General features: G+C 50.1%; 20 protein-coding genes. 5 read left to right on the top strand and 15 right to left on the bottom strand.

The genetic code is table 11. From position 1 onward, the window contains the following. Positions 1-25: 25 nt before the first annotated feature. From FIM25_RS00250 to FIM25_RS00210, 9 genes are all read right to left on the bottom strand, one after another. Complete coding sequence (locus tag FIM25_RS00250; protein ID WP_139444963.1) at positions 26-598, bottom strand: manganese efflux pump MntP; 573 nt, start codon at positions 596-598, stop codon at positions 26-28. A 50-nt stretch (positions 599-648) separates the two neighbouring features. Beyond that, positions 649-1224, bottom strand: a complete 576-nt coding sequence (locus FIM25_RS00245; protein WP_179953057.1) for a manganese efflux pump MntP — start codon at positions 1222-1224, stop codon at positions 649-651. Positions 1225-1401: 177 nt separating this feature from the next. Then, positions 1402-2484, bottom strand: a complete 1083-nt coding sequence (locus FIM25_RS00240) for an ABC transporter ATP-binding protein (protein WP_139444960.1) — start codon at positions 2482-2484, stop codon at positions 1402-1404. Then, on the bottom strand, positions 2481-4175 hold the full coding sequence (locus FIM25_RS00235) for an ABC transporter permease (RefSeq protein WP_139444958.1): 1695 nt from the start codon (positions 4173-4175) through the stop codon (positions 2481-2483). The genes FIM25_RS00240 and FIM25_RS00235 overlap by 4 nt, the downstream gene beginning before the upstream one ends. Further along, positions 4139-5176 (bottom strand): thiamine ABC transporter substrate-binding protein, encoded by a 1038-nt coding sequence (locus tag FIM25_RS00230; protein WP_139444956.1) that lies wholly within the window; start codon positions 5174-5176, stop codon positions 4139-4141. Before FIM25_RS00230 ends, FIM25_RS00235 begins: the two co-directional genes overlap by 37 nt. Positions 5177-5216: 40 nt before the next feature. Then, positions 5217-6404: a pyridoxal phosphate-dependent aminotransferase gene (locus FIM25_RS00225; RefSeq protein WP_139444954.1), complete on the bottom strand. Its 1188-nt coding sequence runs from the start codon at positions 6402-6404 to the stop codon at positions 5217-5219. 31 nt (positions 6405-6435) lie between these two features. Continuing rightward, entirely contained in the window at positions 6436-7557 is a 1122-nt protein-coding gene (gene tgt, locus FIM25_RS00220) for a tRNA guanosine(34) transglycosylase Tgt (protein WP_139444952.1), read from the bottom strand. A gap of 421 nt (positions 7558-7978) precedes the next feature. After that, positions 7979-9037 carry a tRNA preQ1(34) S-adenosylmethionine ribosyltransferase-isomerase QueA gene (queA, locus tag FIM25_RS00215; protein ID WP_139444950.1) on the bottom strand — a complete coding sequence of 353 codons (1059 nt, stop codon included), beginning with the start codon at positions 9035-9037 and terminating at the stop codon, positions 7979-7981. A 268-nt stretch (positions 9038-9305) separates the two neighbouring features. Then, positions 9306-9494, bottom strand: a complete 189-nt coding sequence (locus FIM25_RS00210; protein ID WP_139444948.1) for a DUF2065 domain-containing protein — start codon at positions 9492-9494, stop codon at positions 9306-9308. A gap of 213 nt (positions 9495-9707) precedes the next feature. Here FIM25_RS00210 and gatB point away from each other — a divergent pair, with 213 nt between their 5' ends. Continuing rightward, positions 9708-11141 (top strand): Asp-tRNA(Asn)/Glu-tRNA(Gln) amidotransferase subunit GatB, encoded by a 1434-nt coding sequence (gatB, locus tag FIM25_RS00205; protein ID WP_139444946.1) that lies wholly within the window; start codon positions 9708-9710, stop codon positions 11139-11141. A 386-nt stretch (positions 11142-11527) separates the two neighbouring features. On the opposite strand, the gene FIM25_RS00200 is transcribed toward gatB, so the two are convergent. Next, entirely contained in the window at positions 11528-12859 is a 1332-nt protein-coding gene (locus FIM25_RS00200) for a hypothetical protein (RefSeq protein ID WP_139444943.1), read from the bottom strand. Between the two features lie 297 nt (positions 12860-13156). On the opposite strand from FIM25_RS00200, the gene FIM25_RS00195 reads away from it, so the two are divergent. From FIM25_RS00195 to FIM25_RS00185, 3 genes are all read left to right on the top strand, one after another. Next, positions 13157-14614: a hypothetical protein gene (locus FIM25_RS00195; RefSeq protein ID WP_139444941.1), complete on the top strand. Its 1458-nt coding sequence runs from the start codon at positions 13157-13159 to the stop codon at positions 14612-14614. 287 nt (positions 14615-14901) lie between these two features. Next, positions 14902-16269, top strand: a complete 1368-nt coding sequence (locus FIM25_RS00190; RefSeq protein ID WP_139444940.1) for an OmpP1/FadL family transporter — start codon at positions 14902-14904, stop codon at positions 16267-16269. 317 nt (positions 16270-16586) lie between these two features. Further along, on the top strand, positions 16587-17195 hold the full coding sequence (locus FIM25_RS00185) for a hypothetical protein (protein WP_139444937.1): 609 nt from the start codon (positions 16587-16589) through the stop codon (positions 17193-17195). A 143-nt stretch (positions 17196-17338) separates the two neighbouring features. On the opposite strand, the gene FIM25_RS00180 is transcribed toward FIM25_RS00185, so the two are convergent. The 4 genes from FIM25_RS00180 to hisI are packed head-to-tail and all read right to left on the bottom strand — an operon-like array spanning position 17339 to position 19610. Beyond that, positions 17339-17644 carry an HNH endonuclease gene (locus FIM25_RS00180; protein ID WP_139444934.1) on the bottom strand — a complete coding sequence of 102 codons (306 nt, stop codon included), beginning with the start codon at positions 17642-17644 and terminating at the stop codon, positions 17339-17341. Between the two features lie 25 nt (positions 17645-17669). After that, positions 17670-18566, bottom strand: coding sequence for a GTPase Era (gene era / locus FIM25_RS00175; RefSeq protein WP_139444932.1), 897 nt, complete (start codon positions 18564-18566; stop codon positions 17670-17672). Between the two features lie 50 nt (positions 18567-18616). Further along, complete coding sequence (gene yihA / locus FIM25_RS00170) at positions 18617-19216, bottom strand: ribosome biogenesis GTP-binding protein YihA/YsxC (RefSeq protein WP_139444930.1); 600 nt, start codon at positions 19214-19216, stop codon at positions 18617-18619. Between the two features lie 19 nt (positions 19217-19235). After that, complete coding sequence (hisI, locus tag FIM25_RS00165; RefSeq protein WP_425456368.1) at positions 19236-19610, bottom strand: phosphoribosyl-AMP cyclohydrolase; 375 nt, start codon at positions 19608-19610, stop codon at positions 19236-19238. A gap of 218 nt (positions 19611-19828) precedes the next feature. Between hisI and FIM25_RS00160 the strand changes: the two genes are divergently transcribed. Continuing rightward, positions 19829-22219, top strand: a complete 2391-nt coding sequence (locus FIM25_RS00160) for a penicillin-binding protein 1A (protein WP_139444927.1) — start codon at positions 19829-19831, stop codon at positions 22217-22219. A gap of 9 nt (positions 22220-22228) precedes the next feature. On the opposite strand, the gene FIM25_RS00155 is transcribed toward FIM25_RS00160, so the two are convergent. Next, entirely contained in the window at positions 22229-23248 is a 1020-nt protein-coding gene (locus tag FIM25_RS00155) for an elongator complex protein 3 (RefSeq protein ID WP_179953056.1), read from the bottom strand. Positions 23249-23301 lie beyond the last annotated feature (53 nt).

The following is a 23301-nucleotide window of genomic DNA, read 5'->3' as shown; positions in this document are numbered from 1 at the left end:
CCTGCCTCCCTGAAACCCCATGGTTCTAAAAAATTTTGGTGTGTTCCATGACAATGCGCACGCCTATCCCCATAAGCACAAGACCTCCAACCACCTCAGCCCAGGCACCGATGCCAAAGCTTTTTGCCATGCGGTAACCCCAGACAATACCCAGAGCCGTCATGAGAAATCCCACACTGCCAATAACCAGAAGGGGGAATGTGGCGGAAATTTCCAGAACGGAAAGGGAAATGCCCACGGCAAGGGCATCAATGCTGGTGGCCAGAGATAAAAGCAGCAGGGTAACGCCGCGTGTAGGATCGGCCACATCCCGGACCTCTTCTTCTCCGAAAATACCACAGCGAACCATGTTCAGGCCCACCAGCCAGAGAAGACCAAAGGCCAGCCAGTGATCCCATGGCTGTACAAAACTCCGCAGCCCCAGCCCGAAACTCCAGCCTATGCCTGCCATACCAGCCTGAAAAAAACCAAAATGCCAGGCAAGACGCAGAACATCCCTGAAACCCAGCTGCTGCATCCGGACACCAACAGCAAGGGCCACGGCAAAGGCATCCACAGCAAGGGCCAGGGATATGGCAAGAAGATGGAAAAATGTCATATAAAAACTATCATTCAGAGGGCTTATCCGCCCGTTGCCGGTGATACCACTTACATCAGAAAAAAAGGAAGAACGGGCATGGAGCGGAAAGCCAGTGCCAGAATAAAAACTCCACCTGCACACTCGGAAAGATTTCGCATCCAGGGAAGATCGCCCAGGAACCGCCCCAGAGACATCCCCGTAACAACCATACCCATGGTGGAAAGAATGACAAAGCCTGTAAGAACTGGCATCACAGCAGAAACCAGCCCCAGACCAAGACCCACGGCAAAAGCGTCAAGACTCAGAATCAAAGCAAGGGTCCACAAAGACATGCTACGGCAGCAAAGCACCCGCCGGGGAGGATTACCAATGCTGCGCAAACCGCAGCGGATACGGCTGCATCCGATGAAAACAAGTATGCCAAAAACCAGCCATGGATACCAGCCCGAAAACCAGATCCCGGCAAAAAGCCCGACAGCCCACCCAATAAGCAGCATCCCGCCCTGAAAAACCCCGAGAAAACCGCCAACCCGTAACATACGCTTCCAGGAAAGACTTTCTATCCTAAGTCCCCGGGCCAGGGAAAGTACGAAGGCGTCCATGGCAAGGATCATTGATATGAGGAGTATCTGTACGGGACACATGGGGAACCTCCCCTCTTTTGGATTATCCGGTCTGTCCGACATCCTGGAAAAAGGTCTCCATTGACGGACAGTCCTTTTAGTTCCTGTACCCTTTTTCGGCACTCTGGACCCAAAGCTTGAAAAACTATCCCTTCAGGGTTTAAGGCCAACCTTTACTCATCTCCTTGGGAAGGTCTTTCATCGGTCTCTCTGAACACTGTTTAAAGCAAAAAACATGCCTTCTTTCAAAACCAGCTCCACCTCTGCTCCCTCTTCCGGCGGCACCATTGATACGGGAAGCCTTGCGGTGAGGACAAAGCCCCCGCCAAAGTCCAGCTCCACCCGGAAAAATGCGCCAAAAAACCGGCGTTCCTTCACATGGGCCGACAGAAAAGCGGCATCTTTTTCCCCGACCAGGGACTTACAGGCTCTGCCGCCCCCTCCCTCCGCCGGAATAAAAGGCAGCAGCCCTATGCCCTCGGGCCGTATCAGAACAGCCCTTTCATCGGAAAGATCCCCAAAATACCCCCGGAGACCTGCAGGCAGCTCCTTTATGGTAAAAACATTGGGTTCTCCCAGAAAACGGGCCACAGCAGGGCTTCCCGGATATGCGGAAAGGGCTTCAGGCCTATCCATTCGTTCCAGACGACCATCCAGAAGGACGGCAATGCGGTCCCCCAGTGAAAAAGCCTCTTCCTGATCATGGGTGACAAAGACAGCTGTAAGCTGCTGTTTTTTTAAAATAGTCCTCAGGTCTCTGGCCAGACGTTCCCGCAGATTGCGGTCCAGAGCTCCCAGTGGTTCATCCAGCAGTAAAAGCCTTGGAGAAGGAGCCAGACTCCGGGCCAGGGCCACCCGCTGACGCTCCCCACCGGAAAGGCCGTCCACACGCCTTTTTTCCATACCGGAAAGCCCCACCAGTTCCAGCATTTCAAAGACACGGTGCTGACTTTCCTTTTTTTTCATCCCTGCCATGCGCAGACCAAAGGCCACATTGGCTTCCACATTAAGATGGGGAAAAAGGGCCGCATCCTGAAAAACAAGCCCCACCCCCCGCCTGTGGGGCTCCACAGGGGCCAGATCCCTGCCGTCCAGACAGATCCTCCCCCTGTCCGGATTTTCAAGGCCCGCAAGGATACGCAGTAAAGTGGTTTTACCGCCTCCGGAAGGCCCTAAAAGGGTGAGGATTTCTCCCTCTTCCAGACACAGGGAAATTCCGTCCAGGGTTTTCAGCAGGCCATGCCATTTCTCAATATTTTCAACCTCAAGAAGGCTTTTCATTTTTCATCCTGTGTACTTCGGGTCTTCATAAGCCCCATGAGACGGGAAAGCAGCCAGAAGCTGCCTGCTGTCATAAGCATCAGCCAGACGCTCATGGCCATGGCCTTGGGATAATTCAAAGCTCCGGGATGGGAAAGGTAGCGGTAAATGCTCACGGGCAGGGTGGCAAACTCAGGCCGCACGGCAAAAAGGCTGGCTCCGAACTCCCCAAGGCTGATGGTAAAGGCAAAAATGGCGGCAGCACCAAGGGCTGGCAGTACCAGCGGAAATAAAATAAGACGCCAAGTCCGGGCCGGAGAAGCTCCCAGAGTCATGGCAGCTTCCAGAAGATTTTTTGGCACGCTGCGGAAGGCGGGCAGCAGCACCCGCATCACAAAGGGAAAGCCCACAAGGCTGTGGGCCATAACAATCAGAAAGGGCGTCCCCCTCAGATCAATGGGCCAGTGCAGGGCCAGTATGAAACCAAGCCCCAAAGGCACGGCAGAAGTGGCAAGGGGCAGCATGAAAAAGGTTTCTAAAAGATTTCTGCCCCGCAGATCAGAACGGGACAGAAAAACCGCCGCACAAAGACCCGTAAGCAGTGCAAGGGACATGGATGCCAGGGCAAAAATCAGGGAATGGCCCATGGCTGCTGCCGGAGAAATCAGGAAAAGACCGTCCCCGGATTCCCGAAAAAGCTGGGTGTAGGCGGCAATGGACCAGTTATCCCCCACACGGAGAGATGCCAGCACCATGGCGCCCAAGGGCAGGGCCATGATACTGCCGGACACAAGGGCCACCATCAGGGGCAGTCTTTTTTTTCTGTTGGGAGAAGGATTTTCAGGTCTTCGGGAAAAGGCGAGTGCGGTCTGAAATCTTTTTTCAAGGCGACCCTGAACAAAAATCACAGCAAAGTTCAAAACCAGCTGAACACAGGCCAGCATGGTTGCTACGGGCAGCTGAAAGAGATGCAAAGCCCTGCGGTAAATTTCTGTTTCCAGGGTGGACATGGCGGGTCCGCCCAGCATAAGAATGATGCCGAAGCTGGAAAAGCAGAAAAGAAAAACCAAAAGCGATGCCGATAAAAGGGCCGGTGCCAAGAGGGGCAGGGCCACATACCAAAAAGAACGGAAGGTGCCAGCTCCGAGAATCCGGGCCGCCTCCCAGACGGACTCAGGAATTCTGGCCCAGAATCCGCCCACTATACGAAACACCACGGCATAATTGAAAAAGCCATGGGCCATGAGAACCAGTATCAGGGAATCTTCCAGATAAAGGGGGCGGCCGAACAGAAAAGAGGATAGATCCGCAAGAATTCCCGATGGTCCCAGAAGGGAAAGGAAGGCCGCTGCCACCACCACAGCAGGCAGCACAAAGGGCAGGCTCACCACAAGGGCAAAAATCCCTCTGCCCGGAAAACGGTATCGGGCCCAGACCCAGGCTCCGGGCAGGGCAAAGATAAGGGTAAGAAGGGTTGATAAAAGTGCCTGCCAGAAGGTAAAGGCCAGCACCGAAATAAAATCCCTGCTGCCAAAAAAACGGGCAAGCCCCGGATCTCCGGCCCACAGACCGGAAAAACCGAGACCTGCCATACGAAGCAGGGGATAAAAATAAAAATAAGCCAGAAAAAGAGCAGGGATGAGAAAAAGCAGGCCCTTGAAAGAAACAGCCTTTCTCACCTCAGAACCGCCCGTGTCCAGGAATCCATCCAAACTTCACGCATGGCATGAATCCGTTCTGCGGAAAGTCCCCCTTTTCCCTCCAGCTTGACGGCATGGCGCTGAAAAACCTCCGGAAGCTCTGACTTTTCATTGGCAGGGAACATGAACATGGAAAGGGGAATGGCTTCCTGAACAGGCTTATCCAGCATCCAGTCCAGCCACAGGGCCGCCAGTTCCGGCAGCTCTGTTCCTTTGAGGATGCCTGCAAACTCCACCTGACGGAATCCGGTGCCTTCGGCTGTAATGGCTGCGGTGGGGCTTTCTTCGGGCTTGTTTTCTGCAAAATGAACCTCCGCCGCAGGGCTGGCTCCGTAACTCACCACCAGAGGCCTTTTTCCTTTGGATGCCGCCGTAAAATGACCCCAGTATGCTTCTTTCCAAGAAGCCACCACACGGACATCATTCTTCCGCAGGCCCTCCCAGAAGGCAAGCCAGCCATCTTCACCAAAGGTATCCACCGTGGCCAGCAGAAAACCCAGCCCCGGAGAAGATGTCGCCGGATTCTGTACCACCAGCAGACCCTTATATTCGGGTTTAAGCAGATCCTTCAGGCTGGCCGGAGGCTGAAGCCCCTTCTTTGCAAACCATGCCTTATCATAATTGATACAGATATCACCATGGGCCATGGGTGTCAGCCTGAAGGAAGGATCCAGCTTCAGGTAATCCGGCACATTCTCCAGAAGAGGCGATGCATGGGGAATAAAAATATCCGCCTCCAGTGCCCTGCCCATAAAGGTATTGTCCACCCCGTAAAAAACATCGGCCATGGGTTTTCCCCGGCTCAGGATGGCCTGATTCAGTGCAGCCCCGGTTCCCGAAGCCTTTAAAAAGCGCACCTTGACGCCGTGGGCCTCTTCAAAGGCCCTTACATGGGCAGCATCCATGCTGAAGCTGTCGTGGCTCATCACCCGCAGGACCCGCTCTGATGCCATGGCAGGAAAAGCCATGGAACAAACCAGCAACAGACCAGATATTATTTTATAAAACCCCATTACATACCCCTTACATTCTCATGGCTCAGGATCGTGTTACTTAAAGATCCTTCGCCTTTTCCATGGCCCTTCTGAATCCGGGCATGGCCCCTGTGATGGTGGCGTCGGAAACACAATAGCTCAAACGGATGTGACCGGGACCACCGAAACCGGAACCGGGTACGGCCAGCACCTTTTCCTCCTGCAAAAGCCGGACAAAGGCCACATCATCGGCTATGGGGCTTTTGGGGAAAAGATAGAAGGCACCGCCGGGAACGGTAAATTCATATCCCGCATTCTTCAGGCCGTCACAGAGAAGACTGCGCTTTCTTGCATACTCTCCGATATCCACGGTAACTCCCTGCAGCTCACCCACCACCCGCTGCATCAGGGCCGGTGCATTCACAAAACCAAGAATCCTGTTGGCAAGGGCCATACCCCCGAGAAGGGCATCTCTGGCTTCCGCCGCAGGACAAAGGGCCACATAACCAATGCGCTCTCCGGCAAGGGAAAGATCCTTGGAATAAGAGGTGGTTACCATGGTGTTGCGGTAACAGGTGAAAAGCCCCGGAACCTCAATTCCATCATATATGATTTTTCTGTAGGGCTCATCGGAAATCAGGTAAAGGGTCCGGCCAAGGGCCGCACTTTTTTCCTCCAGCATACGGCCAAGGGCTTCAAGGCTTTCACGGGAATAGACCTGACCTGTAGGGTTGTTGGGGGAGTTGATCAGAACGGCACGGGTCCGTTCACAGATGGCAGCCTCAATGGCGACCAGATCCAGAGAAAAATCCGGTTTTGTTTTAACCGCACGGATGCTTCCGCCGTGATTATCCGCATAGAAGTTGTATTCCACAAAATAGGGAGATGGTACCACCACCTCATCCCCTGCATCCAGAATGCTTTTAAAAATAACATTCAAGCCACCCGCAGCACCGCAGGTCATGAGAATTTCATCCCCGCTGACTTCCATTCCCTGTTCCAGACTGACCTGGGCCGCCACCTTGGCACGCACAGCAGGGTATCCGGGATTGGGCATATAACCATGGATCATCTCGGGATTATCCGCAGCAACGGACATCAGAGTCTTCTGAAAAAGCTCAGGTGGGGGTACATTGGGATTGCCCAGACTGAAATCAAAAACATTTTCCGCACCATAAAGCCCCTTCAGGCGGGCCCCTTCCTCAAACATCTTGCGGATCCAGGATGATTTTTCAATGAATCCTTCCATTTTTCTGGTAATGCTCATATCCCTTCCTTTCATGATCTTATGTGGTCATTTAAAGGCCCCGGGCCCGTTCTTCCCTAAAGGTGCTGCGGAAAGCGGCAAAGCTGTTTTCGAGAATTGCAGAGCGCATATTCCGCATTAAATCCAGATAATAATGGATATTGTGCAGGGTGTTCAATCGGTAGGCCAGAAGCTCCCTGGTTTTGTAAAGATGCCGAAGATAAGCCCTGGAATAGTATCGGCAGGTGTAGCAGGTGCAGGTCTCATCCAGAGGCTTTTCATCCATACGGAAACGGCTGTTGGCAATATTGATATCACCATAACGGGTAAAAAGCTTGCCGTTTCTTGCATTGCGGCTGGGCATGACACAATCAAACATATCCGCACCATGGGAAACCAGTTCCACAAGGTTTTCAGGAGTTCCAACACCCATGACGTAACGGGGCTTGTTTTCCGGCAGCAGGGGCAGGGTAAAAGACCCCATTTCATACATCAGCTCCGTGGGCTCCCCCACACTTAAGCCACCAATGGCATATCCCGGAAAATCAAGATCCACAAGCTCCTGGGCAGACCGTTTTCTCAGATCCGCAAACATTCCCCCCTGCACAATACCGAAGAGACTGTTTCTGCATTCCGTTTCCTCCTGCCAGGCTTTTTTGCAGCGCTGTGCCCATAGGGTGGTGCGCTCAAGGGCCTTTTCCGCCAGAGTTCGGTCAGCAGGATAGGGAATGCACTGATCCAGACACATCATGATATCGGAACCGATAACATCCTGCATGGCCACCACGGATTCCGGTGTAAAAAGATGACTGGAACCATCTATATGGGACTGAAAACGATACCCCTCATCCGTAATTTTAGAAAGGGCTGCCAGGGAAAAAACCTGAAATCCTCCGGAATCCGTAAGCAGAGGCTTATCCCAGTGCATGAAAGAATGCAGGCCGCCAAAGCGAGAAAGAAGCTCCGCCCCCGGTCTCAGGTACAGATGATAGGTGTTGCCCAGAATAATCTGGCTGCCGCAGTCCAGAAGGTCTTCGGGAGTAAGGCCCTTAACCGTGCCAAGGGTACCCACGGGCATAAAAATGGGGGTTTGTATTTCTCCATGGGCCGTGTGGATTCTTCCGGCCCTGGCCGAAGAGTCTGAAGAGCTGTTTTCCAGTTCAAAGGTCAGCATGTTATTTATAATTTCTTTTCAACAGGTTCAAGGGGAAAAACGGTTACAGACATACCTCATTATTTCCTGCCATTTTCGTTTGGTATCGGCAATTGCTGCCCGGCAGGTGCTGAGGCACCCATACTGTTTACCCGTGACGCAATCTTATTCTTAGAGCTTCTTGCCCTGTGCGGAACCGGCAAAAACTCGCCGCCACAGGCAGGATGAGCTTTTTGATTACCATAGCAGACTAAAGTTCGCTGCCTTTGTGTCGGCTCAGACAGTTTGCCGCTTCTTTCGCACAGGCCTGCAAAGCTCTGATCCGAAACGATTGCAATGTCACTTGCAAACAGCAAGGGTGCCTTACACTGGAACCGAACCAGTGAAATGATAGCCTTGTCAGTTCAAAAAATATGCAAACCAGCTACAAAACCCACAGGAATCAAATCATCAGCATGGCATCCCCATAGCTGAAAAAGCGGTACCTTTCGGCTATGGCTTCACCATAGGCCTTTCTGATATTATCATAGCCTCCGAAGGCAGAAACCAGCATCATAAGCGTTGTTTCCGGCAGATGAAAGTTGGTGAGCATGGCATCCACAACCCGGAACTCAAACCCCGGATAAATAAAGAGATCACAGAAGCCAGCCCCCGGCTTCAGCCCGCCATCCTGAATGGCCGCATATTCCAGGGTACGCACACAGGTAGTGCCCACGGCAATCACGCGTCTTTTTTCAGCCTTTGCCCTGAGAATGGCATCTGCCGTTTCTTCACTGATCTCAAAACGTTCACTGTGCATACTGTGGCTTCGTATATCCTCCACCCGCACTGGAGCAAAGGTGCCATAACCCACATGCAAGGTCAGATGCCGCAGCTCCACACCCTTTGCCTGCAAATCCGCAAGCAGGCCATCCGTAAAGTGCAGTCCGGCCGTAGGTGCAGCCACAGCCCCTTCCCTGCTGGCATATACGGTCTGATAATGGACGGCATCCTCAGGGTCTTCCTCTTTTCTTTCAATGTAGGGTGGCAGGGGCAGACTGCCAGCATCCATGAGGGCCTGGGGCATGGGATCTTCCGTATGAAAGGACAGGATGGCCGAGCCATCCCTTTCCAGCGTTTCCACCCGGACCCGTATACTATCCCCTATGAAAAGATCACTGCCCACAGCTGGTCTTTTGGATGCCCTCACCAGACAGGAGCACTGAAAAACCCCCTCCCTTTCAAAGTGCAGGCAGCCCCCCACATAATCCAGCAACAGAATTTCCACCCTGCCACCCGTAGCTTTCACACCATGGAGGCGGGCCGGTATCACACGGGTATCATTGACAACAAGAAGATCTCCGGGCTGAAATATAGTTTTTATATCTTTAAAATAGCGATGCGCCACATCACCCCTGCTGCGGTCCAGCACCAGAAGACGGGAAGTATCCCGCTCCGGAACCGGGCGGTCAGCTATAAGCTCCGCAGGCAGATCATAGCCATAATCCGAAAGGCTGAACATGAAAAACCCTTTCAAACAAAAAGTAGGACCTCATCGTATTTATACTCCAGATGCCCATCTGTGAAACATCTGAAAATTGGATTGTTATTCTGATTTATTTAATGAGACCCTCACCCCAACCCTCTCCCAAGGGGAGAGGGAGCCTTGAGAATGGCTGCTTTTCTCCCCTCTCCCTCCGGGAGAGGGGCCGGGGGTGAGGGAAGAAAGTAATAAAACCAAAATGTTCATCATTTTGTTTCAAAAATGACCGTGCGGAGTACAATAACCACTAAGCTCCCCGCCCAAGATAAACCAGAGCCAGCCCCACCATCATGAGAACAAAACCAAAGCGCCGCAGCCTTGCCGAAGGAAGCTTTAGCATCTCGGCCATCATGGCCTTCATCTTATCCGGAAAGGCAAAGTAGGGAATGCCTTCCACAATCATGACCATACCAATGACACAGAGAAAAAAAGCCACAAAAATCCTCCTCAATAAAGATCAGGCCGGGAATACCGCTGCAGACGCATCAGACACAGTGGTTCTTTTCCAATTTTTTCCGCTGCCTGTAAAGGATAAAAGAAAAACTTTCTATACCTGAAACACGCAAGAAGATTGACACAAAGGCTTCTGCATACTAATTTTTCTTTCCTGACTGAATACACACAGCTTACCCCAAATGAGGATGTTTACATGGATTTTGAAACGGTCATCGGTCTTGAGGTGCATGTACAGCTCAAAACCGCAAGCAAAATATTCTGCAGCTGCTCCACAGCCTTTGGTGCCGGTCCCAATGCCCATACCTGCCCAGTGTGCCTGGCCCTTCCCGGCAGCCTCCCCGTGCTCAACCAAAAAGCCGCTGAAATGGCTGCAAAGGCAGTTCTGGCCACCAACTGCACCCTGAACCGGGAAAGCCGCTTTGACCGGAAAAATTATTTTTATCCGGATCTTCCCAAGGCCTACCAGATTTCCCAGTTTGCCATGCCCATTGGCGAGCACGGCTGGCTGGACATCGAGGTGGAAGGCAGGCCGGAAAAAAAACGCATTGGCATCACCCGCATTCATATGGAAGAAGATGCGGGCAAATCCAGCCACGACCCCTTTCGTCCGGCCAGCCTTGTGGACCTGAACCGGGCAGGCACCCCCCTCATCGAGGTGGTCAGCGAACCTGACATGTCATCCCCGGCCGAAGCCGTGGCCTATCTGCGCCAGCTCCATGCCATTGTCCGCTATCTGGATATCTGTGACGGCAACATGGAAGAGGGCAGTTTCCGCTGTGATGCCAACGTGTCCCTCCGGCCAAAGGGAGAAACAAAACTGGGTACCCGTGCGGAACTTAAAAACCTCAACTCCTTCCGCTACATTGAAAAAGCCATTCATTATGAAATAAAACGACAGGAAAGCATTCTCCGCAGCGGCGGAAAAATCATTCAGGAAACCAGACTCTGGGACAGCGTGAAAAACCAGAGCTTTTCCATGCGCAGCAAGGAAGAAGCCCACGACTACCGATATTTCCCGGACCCTGACCTTGTACCTCTGGTGCTAGATGAAGACTGGATAGAAGATCTGAGAAAAAACCTTCCCGAACTGCCGGAAGTCCGCAAAGCCCGCTTTGTGGAAAGCCTTGGCCTTAAAAATGATGATGCTGCCACCCTGACCGCCTCCCGTGAACTGGCGGACTACTTTGAATCCTGCCTTGAAAAATGCGCCAATGTCCGACGCTGCACCAGCTGGGTGGCGGTTCATCTGCTGGGACTTCTCAATGCCAAGGGACTTTCCATTGAAAACACCCCTGTATCCGCCAAAGCTCTAGGAGAACTGCTGCAGCTTCTGGAAAAGGGGGATATCAACGATAAAATTGCAAGGGAAGTCTTTGAAGACATGGCGGAAACCGGCAGGTCTGCGGATATCATCATTAAAGAAAAGGGCCTTTCCCAGGTTTCCGACACATCAGAGCTGGAAACGGCGGTGCAGAAGGTGCTGGAAGAAAATCCAGCAGAGGTGGAAGCCTATAAAGGCGGCAAAACCAAGCTCATGTCCTTTTTCATGGGCAAGGTGATGAAAGCCACAAGGGGACAGGCCAACCCCAAGGTGGTGACGGAGCTTTTGCAGCGTATGCTTGAATAAAAAGCTTTACCGTAATAAAAACAAATCGTGGGTTCCGGAATATTTTTTCCATTCCGGGCCCTTTTTTTATTGGAGAATCGCCAGAGACAGGTGATGTTTTTTCAGGTCTTACAGATGAAAGCCATATTTGGAGGATCATGGGCCTGCAGCATTGTCCATCAACGGGCAACCCATCAAAAGGCGGGCACAAGGATAAACCTACGAATGATTTTTACGGCCCTGTTTTACAGTGGCACCCTTTTACGGGTGCCCGCTGACTTGCGTAACCTGCAATTTTCCTGTGGCTTGAAAATCGTGAGATTAAAAAAATGAAAAAGTCCGGAAGACTTTTGTCTCCCGGACTTTTATTTTATTTTCTATTTTACCTAAAAGAAGGGAAGATCAGATTAGAAGCTAAGGGCAAGACGAGTACCCACAAGGTAGGGGTCATCCTTGCCTGTAGCATCGCCAGCAAAGAGATAGGCACCTACAACATCCAGGGTCAGATTATTAGTCACCTTGTAAGTAGCCTTTAAATTAAGCTCTGTTCCCAGCTCTTTTTCCCATTTTTCAACACCATTAACGGTACCAATATAAGCATCTTCTGCCAACTCTGCGTACCAAATGTCAGCGGTAACGGTAAGTCTTTCCATAGGAGACATAGATGCCCCCAAATTAACAGCCATTATGTTACCAATCTGATCAGCAGGAGATCCGTGAGAAGCTTGATTATCAAAGATTCCGAAACCCATAATTTCAGACCAGTAATAAGACTGACCATAGGGCTGCACGAAAACATTTATATCATCACCGTCTTTCCAACCTTTCTGATCCTGCCCGGAAGCATAGAACATTTGGCCATGGATACTGAAAGGATCAATATTAACTTCACCACCCAAGGCTACAAGGAAAGCACGAACATCATCGCTTTTAGTAGCACCTGTTAAACCTGTTTCATAAGAGTCTATGCTACCAAACTGATAAATCCCTGTAAACCACGCAGAACCCATGCCAAAATCCATATCCGCATTCATACCAAGATACAGCAGGGCAATTTCAGAAGAATACACTGTTCCAGTATTGTAATAATTTTTGTTATCACTAAGCATGAAAGAACCTTCTTCATTCATGCCAAGCTTAGAATCATCTGAATACAGTCCCATTAAAACAGGGTTTATATTAATATTAGGAGCTACTTCAATATTGGGGGATACGATGAGCATATCCACATCCTGCTTGTTCATGTCTTTTCCACGACCACCTTCAACGGCTTTCACCCACATAACTGGAACGTCAAAACCATTCCCAACATAGGTAACATTGACACCGGCCATTTCATCGTCAAAGAGGAATCCCCTTGCAACTGTTGCAGGCTGGATACCAATTTTTACATTGAAGTCACCAAAACCAGCATCCAGATAAGACCTTCTTACCTGAACATCATTACTGCCCTTACCACCAACTTTTCCATAAGTGTCCTGGTTTGCTTCATCACCCCAGACAGCATTCATCTGGAATACGTTCACAAACTTAAGGTTGTCGGAAAACTTTGCTGTGTAATTAAGTTGAGTACGGGTATCTACACGGGAAAGATCCTGGGATCCGTCAGCACCGAAATCTCCCTGGGTAAAGGCTCTGGTTCTCCAGTAACCACCAAACTCATTTTCAAAGGCAGATGCCGGAAGGGCAAGACCAAGCATGGCCAAACCCGCAACGGCGGAAACAAACAGCTTTTTCATGGGCATTCTCCTGATTTTCAGATTAATGATTAGGAAATACAACATGCTCCTCCGGAGGCCTGACCCTTCTCCTTCCAAAGGAAAAATTCAGGATCATGCTTAGCAAGGCAACCAGCTAAAGTCAACCCGTAAATTTAACCTTCATTTTTTTGCAACCCTCCCCTTTGCATCCTTTAAAAAATTGCTTATAGGTATTCTTTATATTTTTTTAATGATAATTTACAGGCCTGCTATCGTAAATATACTAAACCTGCTATTCTATAACAAATCCTGTAAAAAAACTTAAGGAGCCTTTCCATGCAACGGCCCATCCTTTTTTCCATTCTCTTTCTTATTTTTGCAAACCTGCAGTCACTGCAGGCTAAAGAAACTGTATTTATCTCCCCACCTCTTATCCACGCATCGGAAGATCTTTCTTTTCTGGCCGACGGTATACAGTCCCTTCTGGATGGACAGCTGGATTCTGAAGGATGGCTTAGCCGAAATACAAAAGAAGCTTCTTTTGAAATCCGTACCCGCATAACCGCCTTTGGCGGCACAATGATCACAGACTTTGCCCTGGTACAAAAAAGCACGGACAAAATACAAATATCACAAAGAAACAGCACCGGAAATGATGCTGCTCTTCTTCCTGAAGTTACGGCTTTTGGAGATAAAGTGCTGGCTTTTTTACAGAAGACAGAAAGCCCTGCGGAAACCATAATCTCCGGCAGCAAAAAGCTGGAAGAGCAGTCCACAGCGGATGAAAAGACCTCCTTTGAGGTTCTCCACATCAGCAACCCATATAAAGGAGCCGTGGTGGCCATGGACGCAGGAGACCTCACGGGAAACGGAGAAATGGAAATTGTCCTTGCGGACCGAAGGCTTATCCGCATCATGGACGCTTCACTCCAGAACACCCTTGCCTCCTTCTCCCTGCCCCACTATGAAATTGCCCTTCAGATGCATGTGCTGGATACCAACAAAAACGGCCAAGCAGAAATATGGCTGACCGCTGTGAACCCCGGCAATCAGAGAATGCGCTCCAGGGTAATGGTTCTGGAAAATGACAAAATTCATGTCATAGCAGGTCCGGGAAATCGTTTTTTTGCCAGGGGACGTAACTCCAAAGGAGAAGATGTCATACTGACCCGTCTGCGGGGGTTCAGGGAGAACCTCTTTTCCGGACCGGTCATGGAAGCCCGTGTTACTGAGAAAGGCATCAACCTGGCAGAAAGTTCCCACCCCGAAAATAACCTGTTTGACGCCATCCCCCTTAGTGTCCGCGACAATGATCCAAAGGACCGCCTCTATATGGCAGAAAACGGAACCCTTTCCCTTGCTTCTGAAAATGGTGAAACTTTCTGGGAAAGCCGGAATTCCTATGGGGGAATTCCCGTATCCATGGATTATTCCGGAAGCCAGAGCCGCCATGATGAAAAAAACAGGTATTATTTCTACGGACGTACCCGTTTTCTTTCCGAAGATGGCGGTACGGAAAAAATCCTCGCCCTGCACAACAGCGAAGCGGCAGGCGGCCTTTTCCAAAGGCTGCGTATCTTCCGCACGGGCAGCCTCCACCTGCTCTCATGGAATGGCTATGAAATGGAAGTTACGGCCAGAACCCCTGAATTTGACGGTTATATTTCGGATTTTATTCACATACCTGCCAAAGACCAGGAACCTGCCAAAGTCATCCTCGCCCTTGTAAAAGGAGGAGGAGATCTCTCACTGTCCCCTGAAACCCGTTTTGTAAGCTGCGCCCTTTTCCGCTGAACCAAAATCCATCAAAGGGGGGCTTTTCCCCCTTTTCCATCCTGACTACTTCCTTTTTTCTTGACTTACCCATCTGTCTCCGCTAAATCTGAAACACCGTTCGCTTTTCACAATGTATATTTCAGGCAAAAAACCAGATAAACCCGGACCAACATGGGTCTCAACAAAAAAATCCATGTATGAAATTAAGCTCCATCAAAAACAGGCGGATGTGTTTTTCAGATCCGAAATTTTTTATGCAATGCTTGTCTAACCATAGTTTTAAAACCACCATCAAGGAGGCCTACGTGAAAAAGCAGATTCTTTGTCTGGCGACAGCTTTAGTCCTGGGTGCAGGTACGGCCTATGCCGGCTGCGTTGACACCTTTGGCATAGGAGCCAAAGCAACTTCCATGGGCGGCGCCTACGGTGCCTATGCCGATGATCCCTTTGCCGTTTATTACAATGCAGCCGGTCTTACCCAGATCAAGAGACCCACCCTGGCTGGCGGCCTACACATGATAGACCCCACAATCAAGATGAAGGACTTCTATATTGAAGGGTCCAGTAACCCTGACTTCCCCCGAAGTAAAAATGAGGCCATGAGCTTTTCCGATTCTTCGGAAAACCTCTATGCCCCCCATGTGGGTTTTGCCATGCCCCTTTCAGAAAGGCTTTTCATGGGTGTTGCCATCTACTCACCCTTTGGCCTTGAGGTGGAATTCCCCAGCGACCCAAAGGTGAATCCCACGGCATACAGCTCATTCCACTCCTATTACTTCCGTAAAGTCATCAACCCAGGCCTTGCTTACAAAGTAAATGACAAGCTGTCTCTGGGCTTTGGCGTTTCCATAGGCCAAACCAAATCCGCTGCAGAAAAAATATATTATGTTGGCGCCAAAGATCTCACCAGCGAAGGTACTGTACCAGACATGCTCCGCACCCTGGACGGCGCCCACCTGAAAATCGAGCTTGAGGACGAGCTGAACTATTCCTTCAACCTCGGAATACAGTACAAACCTGTGGAAAACCTTACCCTGGGACTTACCTACAGAAGTGAAACGGACGTGGATTTTGAAGGCGATGCCTATGTAAATGGCATCAAAGTAGCCAAAGCCACCCTGGACTACAACCATCCCCAGCAGATTCAGGCAGGGATTCGCTATACCCCCCATGACCGTTTTTCCATGCAGATGGATCTGGTATGGACAGAGTGGTCCATACTCAAAAACCAGACCGAACCCATCACAAGCATTGAAAACAGTCTTGGAATTGACCTTGTAGCCCTTGGTAAAAAAGAAATCTCATCCCCTCGCAACTGGGAAAACACAAGGCAGCTGCGCTTTGGTGGCGAATATATCATGAGCGATCTTGTCACTTTACGTGCCGGCTACTTCTATGACCCCACCCCCATTCCCGATGACACCCTGGACACCATGTGGCCGGATGCGGACAAGAAAACCTACTCCTTTGGTGCAGGCTTTAACTTTGAAAAATTCACCATTGATACGGTTCTCCAGTACACGGCCATTGAACAGACCCGCATTGTTGGTGGAGAATCCGTCAACCTGAACAAGGTATTTGCGGGAGAAGTTTCTCCAGACCCCACAAGGGTTCACGCCAAAGCTGAAGGCTACCTTCTGGGAGCCGGAATCACCGTATCCTATCGCTTCTAAAAAACTGCTGATTTTTCATAAATCAATTGTACTTCAATAAAAAACGGGTCAGAATGAAAATTTCATTCTGACCCGTTTTTTATACTGCTACGAAAGACAGGGGGCATAAGCCATGTCTTGATCAGAAAGGGCTTATTTATTTTAAGAAAAAAGCAGATTTGACATCTTTCATTATCTGATATATCAATACGGGAAAATTTGATTTTTTCTTCAAAGGAAAAATACTTACAGATTTTAATGTATTTTTAAAACTCCGATGTTACAGTGGAGACATCACTTCTTATCGCCAGAGTGCGAGCTTATAACAGGATATCCTAATGAATGATTTTCTTCAGAACCTCCGGAACCAGTCTGCGGCAAAGGAACGCCGCTTCAACAAGCCTAACAAAGGCAGCCACGACAACAACCCAAACGCTCCCAGTCATACGGAAAGAAGAACCGGCCAGGATCGCAGGACACCCCGCGTACCTCAGGCACAGACTCCTGCCATCCGCGAAGAAACCCTCCTTGCTCTGCAGGCTTCTCTGGAAAACCTCGTAGAGACACAGCGGGACCGGATATTTATGGAAGATCGTAAGGCAGAAGCCGAAGAACGCAAGGCAGAAGCCTTGGAACGCCTTGCAGACAGCCTCGACAGACTGCTGGATAACCTGTCGTCTCCTCCGGCGACACAGACTGCCACGCCAGAAGAAAAAAATGATGCACAAACCAGAAATAATCATGTCAGAGACCCTGAGTTTCTTGACACCACGGAAGATGATGTAAGAAAAACCAGCCGCAAATACATCCTTAAGCTAATTGAAAAACTCAGAAAAGATAACATGACCTATGAGCAGATTGCGGCCTATCTGACGGACAATGATTACCCCACCTTCTCCGGCCGTGGGCGCTGGCATGCCCAGACCATACACAGGCTATGCAGATAAACCTTATAAAAACACCGCCTCTGGTTCGCATCCTTATTTTCACAAGGACAAACCAGAGGCGCAGTATTTTTAGAGACAGGGTGAATAAAATATCTCCATTTCAGGAAATCAGCTAAAAAAAACCCCGCTTTAAACGAAAAGCCTCAGCCCTTTCCCCTGCCTTCTTCAGCCTGAAGAAGCCATACTTCCCATTCCAAAGGCAGCATCTGTTTTTTCTTTGTATTGCAGGCCTTGCACGCCGTCACCACATTACCCTTTGTACTCCTGCCGCCCCTTGCCAGGGGAACCACATGGTCCATGGTGAGATCAGCGGCAGCAACGGAGCGACCACAATAGGAGCAGCTCCCTTTGGCACACTGTCTTTTCCACCACTCGGTCTGACGCAGCTCCCTGGCTTTCTGCCTTTCTTTTTTTACAAAAACATCATCTTCAAACCACTGATATTCCATAAAGGGAAACTCCTCAGGACTCCGGTCAATACCCGAACCTCTCCATGGCCTTGGTGTCCCGGGTCCAGTTCTTCTGCACCCGCACAAAGAGCTTCAGAAAAACCTTTTTCCCCACAAGCTCTTCAATATCCCTGCGGGCATCGGTGCCTATCTCCTTTAAACGACTCCCGCCCTTCCCTATCAGAATCCCCTTCTGGGAATCTCTGTCCACATGAATGGCCGCATGAATCTCCGCCTTTTCTCCGGGACCGCCCTCCTGAAAAGACTCGATGGTTACGGCAATGGAATAGGGAATCTCTTCACCCGTACGACGCAGTACCTTTTCCCGTATCAGCTCGGCCACAATAAAACGCGTGGACTTGTCCGTCAGGCTGTCTTCGGGGAAAAGCGGTGGTCCTTCGGGCAAATATTTTTCCAGCACATCCAGAAGAATGTCCAGCTGATCCCCCACCATGGCAGAGACGGGAATAATCTCCTGGAAAGAAAAACGATTATTCCAGCGTTCCATCCACTGGAGAAGCTCAGGTCTTGCAACCAGATCTATCTTATTCAGAGCCAGAATCACCGGCTTTTTGCAGACCTGCAGATGCTTAAGAATCAGGTCGTTTTCCTCTGAAAAGGATCTGCTGACATCCATCAGCCATAGAACCACATCCGCATCGGGAATGGCGCCAAGGGCTGCTTCCACAATCCGCTGGTTCAGTATTTTACCCGCCTTGTGAACACCCGGCGTATCCACAAAGGCAAGCTGACACAAAGGCCTGTGAACAATGCCCAGTATTCTGTTCCTCGTGGTCTGGGGTTTTCTGGATGTGATGGCAATTTTTTCACCAATCAGGCGATTCATCAGGGTGGACTTTCCCGCATTGGGTGCACCGATAATGGCCACAAAACCGGAACGGAAAGACGGGCTTTCTGACATGGATTCTTCCTCTGCTGACTGTTTATACTGCACAAGATAAACTTTTTACATTACACCGAAGTATCATAAATTCCTGTCATGGATGACACAAGGCTCCAGACCTCATCCCGGCCCTGACGGGTAACAGATGAAAAAAGCAGCAGATCATCCTTTTCCAGCCCTGTCTGCTCCAGCAGTATTTTAAAGCGGTTCTGGGCTGCAGACCGGCTGAACTTATCCGCCTTGGTCAGAACCAGACGCACAGGAAGCTTTTTTTCCATCAGCCATTGCAGGATTTGTCCTTCTTCCTCTCTGGCATCCCTGCGGATATCCATAAGAAGAAAAAGCCCGCAAAGATTGGGTCGCTGAGAAATATAGGTTTCAATCATAGGTCCCCACTGCTGCTGTACAGATTTTGGAACCTTTGCATACCCGTAGCCGGGAAGATCCACAAAGCGCATGCACCCGTTAACCAGAAAAAAATTCACCAGCTGGGTTTTTCCCGGTGTCTGACTGGTTTTAACAAGACTCTTGCGCTGAACCAGACAATTGATCATGGAGGATTTTCCCACATTAGACCGGCCAACAAAGGCAACTTCCGGCAAATCCGGCGGCGGGTACTGGGAGGACTTAACAGCACTGGTAATAAATTCTGCTGACTTTATATGCATGGACCTTCCTTACACTTTATTATTTTCCATAAACATCTTTAGGATCAAAAAGGGGAACACCCACGGTCTCCAGACTGCCATCCTCTGCCACCCGCCGATGAAAACAGGAAGCATGACCCGTATGACAGGCAGCGCCACCCCTTTGAACCACACGCAAAAGCAGAGTATCCCCATCACAGTCCAGAAGCACTTCCCTCACTTCCTGCTCATTACCGGAAGTCTCCCCTTTTACCCAGAGAGCTTTTCTGGAACGACTGTAATACGTAGCTTTACCCGTTTTAAGGGTCTGTTCCAGAGCCTCCACATTCATGTAGGCCAGCATCAGCACATCCCCTGAGTTCACATCCTGTGCAATTACAGGGATAAGCCCCCCGCATTTTTCAAAATCTATCACAATTTCCCTCCCGAACCCATGCATAATATGACAAGTAAAAGAACTTCTTCATTTTTTTCAGGCTTTATCTACGCTGCCTTTGCCAAAACTGTCAAACCCTCCGGCATTTCAGGAAGCTTATCTTGCCCCCGCAGGCTGAATCTGCTACGAAAACAGACATCAGAGGATACAAATCCCTGACAGGGAATCTTCAGGCATCCATATATAGAGAGTAAAAAATGACATCCCCTTCCCCCAAAACCAAAAACCCGGCTCCCAAAAGTCTTTTCAAAAAAATTATAAAATTGTTTTTCTTCGGTCTGCTTTTTCTTATTTTCGGAGCCTCTGCCGTCCTTGTATCTGTTTATCTCTATTTTTCCAAGGGCCTGCCATCCGTAGCCAGCCTAAAGGCCTATAGTCCTCCAGCAATTTCCACAGTCTATGCCCAGGACGGCACCGTTGTTGCTGAATTTTTCAGGGAAAGGCGCATTGTCATTCCCCTCGAAGAAATGTCGGAGTTGCTGGTGCAGGCTTTTCTGTCTGCGGAAGATTCCCGTTTTTTTGAACACAGGGGCATTGACCCCATGGCCATTACCAGAGCACTGGTCAAAGGTATTCAGGCAAAGAACATCACACAGGGCGGCAGCACCATCACCCAACAGGTGGCTAAAAATTTCTTCCTTACTCCGGAACGGAGCTATGCCAGAAAAATCCGTGAGGCCATCCTTGCCTACAGAATTGAAGCATCCCTGGAAAAAGAAGCCATCCTTCATCTTTACCTGAACCAGATTTTTCTGGGCCACGGAGCCTACGGCGTTGAAGCTGCTGCCCAGAACTATTTCGGCATATCCGCAAAGGACCTTTCCCTGGCCCAGGCCAGCATACTGGCAGGCCTTCCCCAGGCTCCCAGCCGTTACTCCCCCTTCCGTCACCCGGAACGGGCAAGGGAACGCCAGCTCTATGTTCTTTCCCGCATGGTTCACGATGAAGTAATATCACAGGAGGAGGCAGAAAAAGCCCGGCAGGAAAAACTGGAAATCCACCCCCGCCAGAATATCTATATTGAAATGGCCCCCTATTATACGGAACATGTCCGCCAATATGTACTGAACCGATATGGAGAAAAAGCCCTCTACGAAGACGGGCTTCAGATTCATACGGCACTGGATCTTTCCATTCAGAGAAATGCGGAAAAAGCCATTCACAAAGGCCTCAATGATCTGGACAAACGACAGGGCTTCCGCGGCCCCCTGCGCCATGTCGGAATCACGGGCATTGAAGCGGCAGTAGCTTCCATCGGAGAAAACCTTGAAAACCCCGATCCGGATACAGTAACCCATGGCATCGTTGTGAATGTAGACAACCAGAACGGAAAAACCATGGTACGTTTTGGAAAACACACAGGGGAAATCCCTCTATCCTCCATGCGCTGGGCCCGCAGGCCTGACCCTGAAACAGCCTATTACAATACCCGCCTCCAGCGCCCCGGTCAGGCCCTGAAAACAGGGGATGAAATTCTGGTCCGGCTAGTAAAAAAACAGGAAAACAATCTCTGGGAGCTGCGCCTGGAACAAATCCCCAAGGCCCAGGCAGCCCTCCTCTGCATGGAAGTTGGCAATGGCAAAGTCAGGGCCATAATGGGTGGCAGAGATTTCAGAGCCAGCCAGTTCAACAGGGCCATACAGTCCAGAAGACAGGTGGGGTCGGCTTTCAAGCCCTTTGTCTACGCTGCAGCACTGGATAAAGGATACACCCCGGCATCCATAATTATGGATACGGCCTTTGTTTTCAGAGATCGAGAAAGGGATTTCACCTGGAAACCCAAAAACTATCAGGACACCTTTTATGGTCCCACCATGCTAAGGGAAGCTCTCAACAAATCCAGAAACGTCATTACCATCAAGGTGCTGCAGGATATCGGCATAGATTATGCCCTGAGCTATGTCCGGAAACTGGGACTCACCTCACCCATTAACCGGGATCTTTCCATTGCCCTTGGATCCTCCGGACATACTCTGCTGGAAACTGTCAATGCTTACGCTGTCTTTGCCAATCAGGGGAGACTTTCGGATCCCATCTTTGTTACGGAAATCAGGGACAGAAACAACAAACTTCTGGAAAAAAACCGCCCGTTCAGCGAAAAGGTTATTTCCGATGAAACAGCCTTTCTGATGACCAGCCTGCTGGAAAGCGCAGTAACCAACGGTACGGGATGGCGTGCCAGGACGATGATTCAGAAAGGCTGGCCCGTTGCTGCCAAAACCGGCTCCACCAACAATCTTCAGGACGCATGGTTTGTTGGCTACTCTCCAGCTTACATAACAGGGGTCTGGGTAGGAATGGATGAGGATGGTGTACTGGGTGAAGGGGAAACCGGCTCCAGGGCGGCAGCCCCCATATGGGTTGATTTCATGGAAAGCATCCATAAAAACCAGAGTCCAAAAAGCTTCCCGCCCCCACCTCCTGGCATTGTCACCGTTAATATAGATGCGGAAACCGGGCTGCTGCCCATTGCAGAATCCAAATCCACCACCTTTGAATATTTCCAGAAAGGCCATGAACCTGTAGATTTTTCACCAAGGTCCGGGCAGATTGAAGATGAAAAGGATTTTTTCAAACAGGGCCTTTAAAAATCAGCCTTATGCGTATTCAATGACCCAGAAATCCGGCTCCTGATCTTTTTCCGTGACAATGGAAAAGGGGGCCGGAAAAAATGCCCGCTCAAAGCGCAGGAAATTGCTTTTTCCCATGCCCTGCATACGGCTGCGCAAGTTCAGAGAAACCCTTATACGCAAAGACTTTTTTATATGGTTTCCTTCCATGCGACCGAAGGCCTCCAGAACCTCATCACCAAGAATCCTACCCCGCACCCACTCCCCCATGGAAGGATGATGGGGACCGGTCAGCAGGCTCTCCTCCAGATGTGCATCCGTCTGAAGACCGATGCGCAGTACAGGAACCCCTCCCTTTTCCAGAATATTCACATAGGCCGCCGTCCGTTCCACAGCCTCAGAAAATTCCATGGGTCTGTACTTTCCTCTTACAAAAAGCTTTTCCAGCCCACTGCCCTTCAACACCAGAGTCGGCGCCACTCGAGCAAAATCCGGCCCCAGAGAAACAAGCCTTTCCGCCGTATCCAGATCCGAAGACCCAGAGGCTCCAGGAAGACCTGTCATCATCTGAGCCCCCACACTTATCCCGGCCTGCCTCAGCTCCTTAAATGCCTCCACAACCTCATCCACGCCATGCCCTCTGGCAGAAAGGCGCAGTACCCTTTCATCCAAAGACTGAATCCCTAACTCCGCAGTCATGAAAAGACCCGATGCGCTGAGCAGCTCAAGGGATGCCCTGCTTACCGTATCCGGGCGGGTGGAAAACCTTAAGCCTGCATCGGGAATATCTTTAACCAGCTCAATACAGGCATTTATATCCTTTTCCGGAAGTCCCAGAAAGCTTCCCCCAAAAAATGCCAGCTCCACAGGCCGCTGAAGATCCCTGGGAAATGCCAGCCAGCGATCCATCTCATTACGCAGCGTGGAAATATTTTTTTTCCCGCTTTTCGGGTGCAGAGTATTCTGGTTACAGAAAATACAATGGTGGCGACATCCGGCATGGGGCAGAAAAAGGGGGATAATAAAAGGTTTTTGAGCAGGGATCAAAAATAGCTCCTTTTCAAACAAAAAAACAGCTGAACAAGCGTATTAAGCAAAAA

This window comes from Desulfobotulus mexicanus, from assembly GCF_006175995.1.
GTDB lineage: Bacteria > Desulfobacterota > Desulfobacteria > Desulfobacterales > ASO4-4 > Desulfobotulus > Desulfobotulus mexicanus.
The sequence above is the reverse complement of the archived record's forward strand: the minus strand, read 5'-3'. Positions and strand labels throughout refer to the sequence as shown.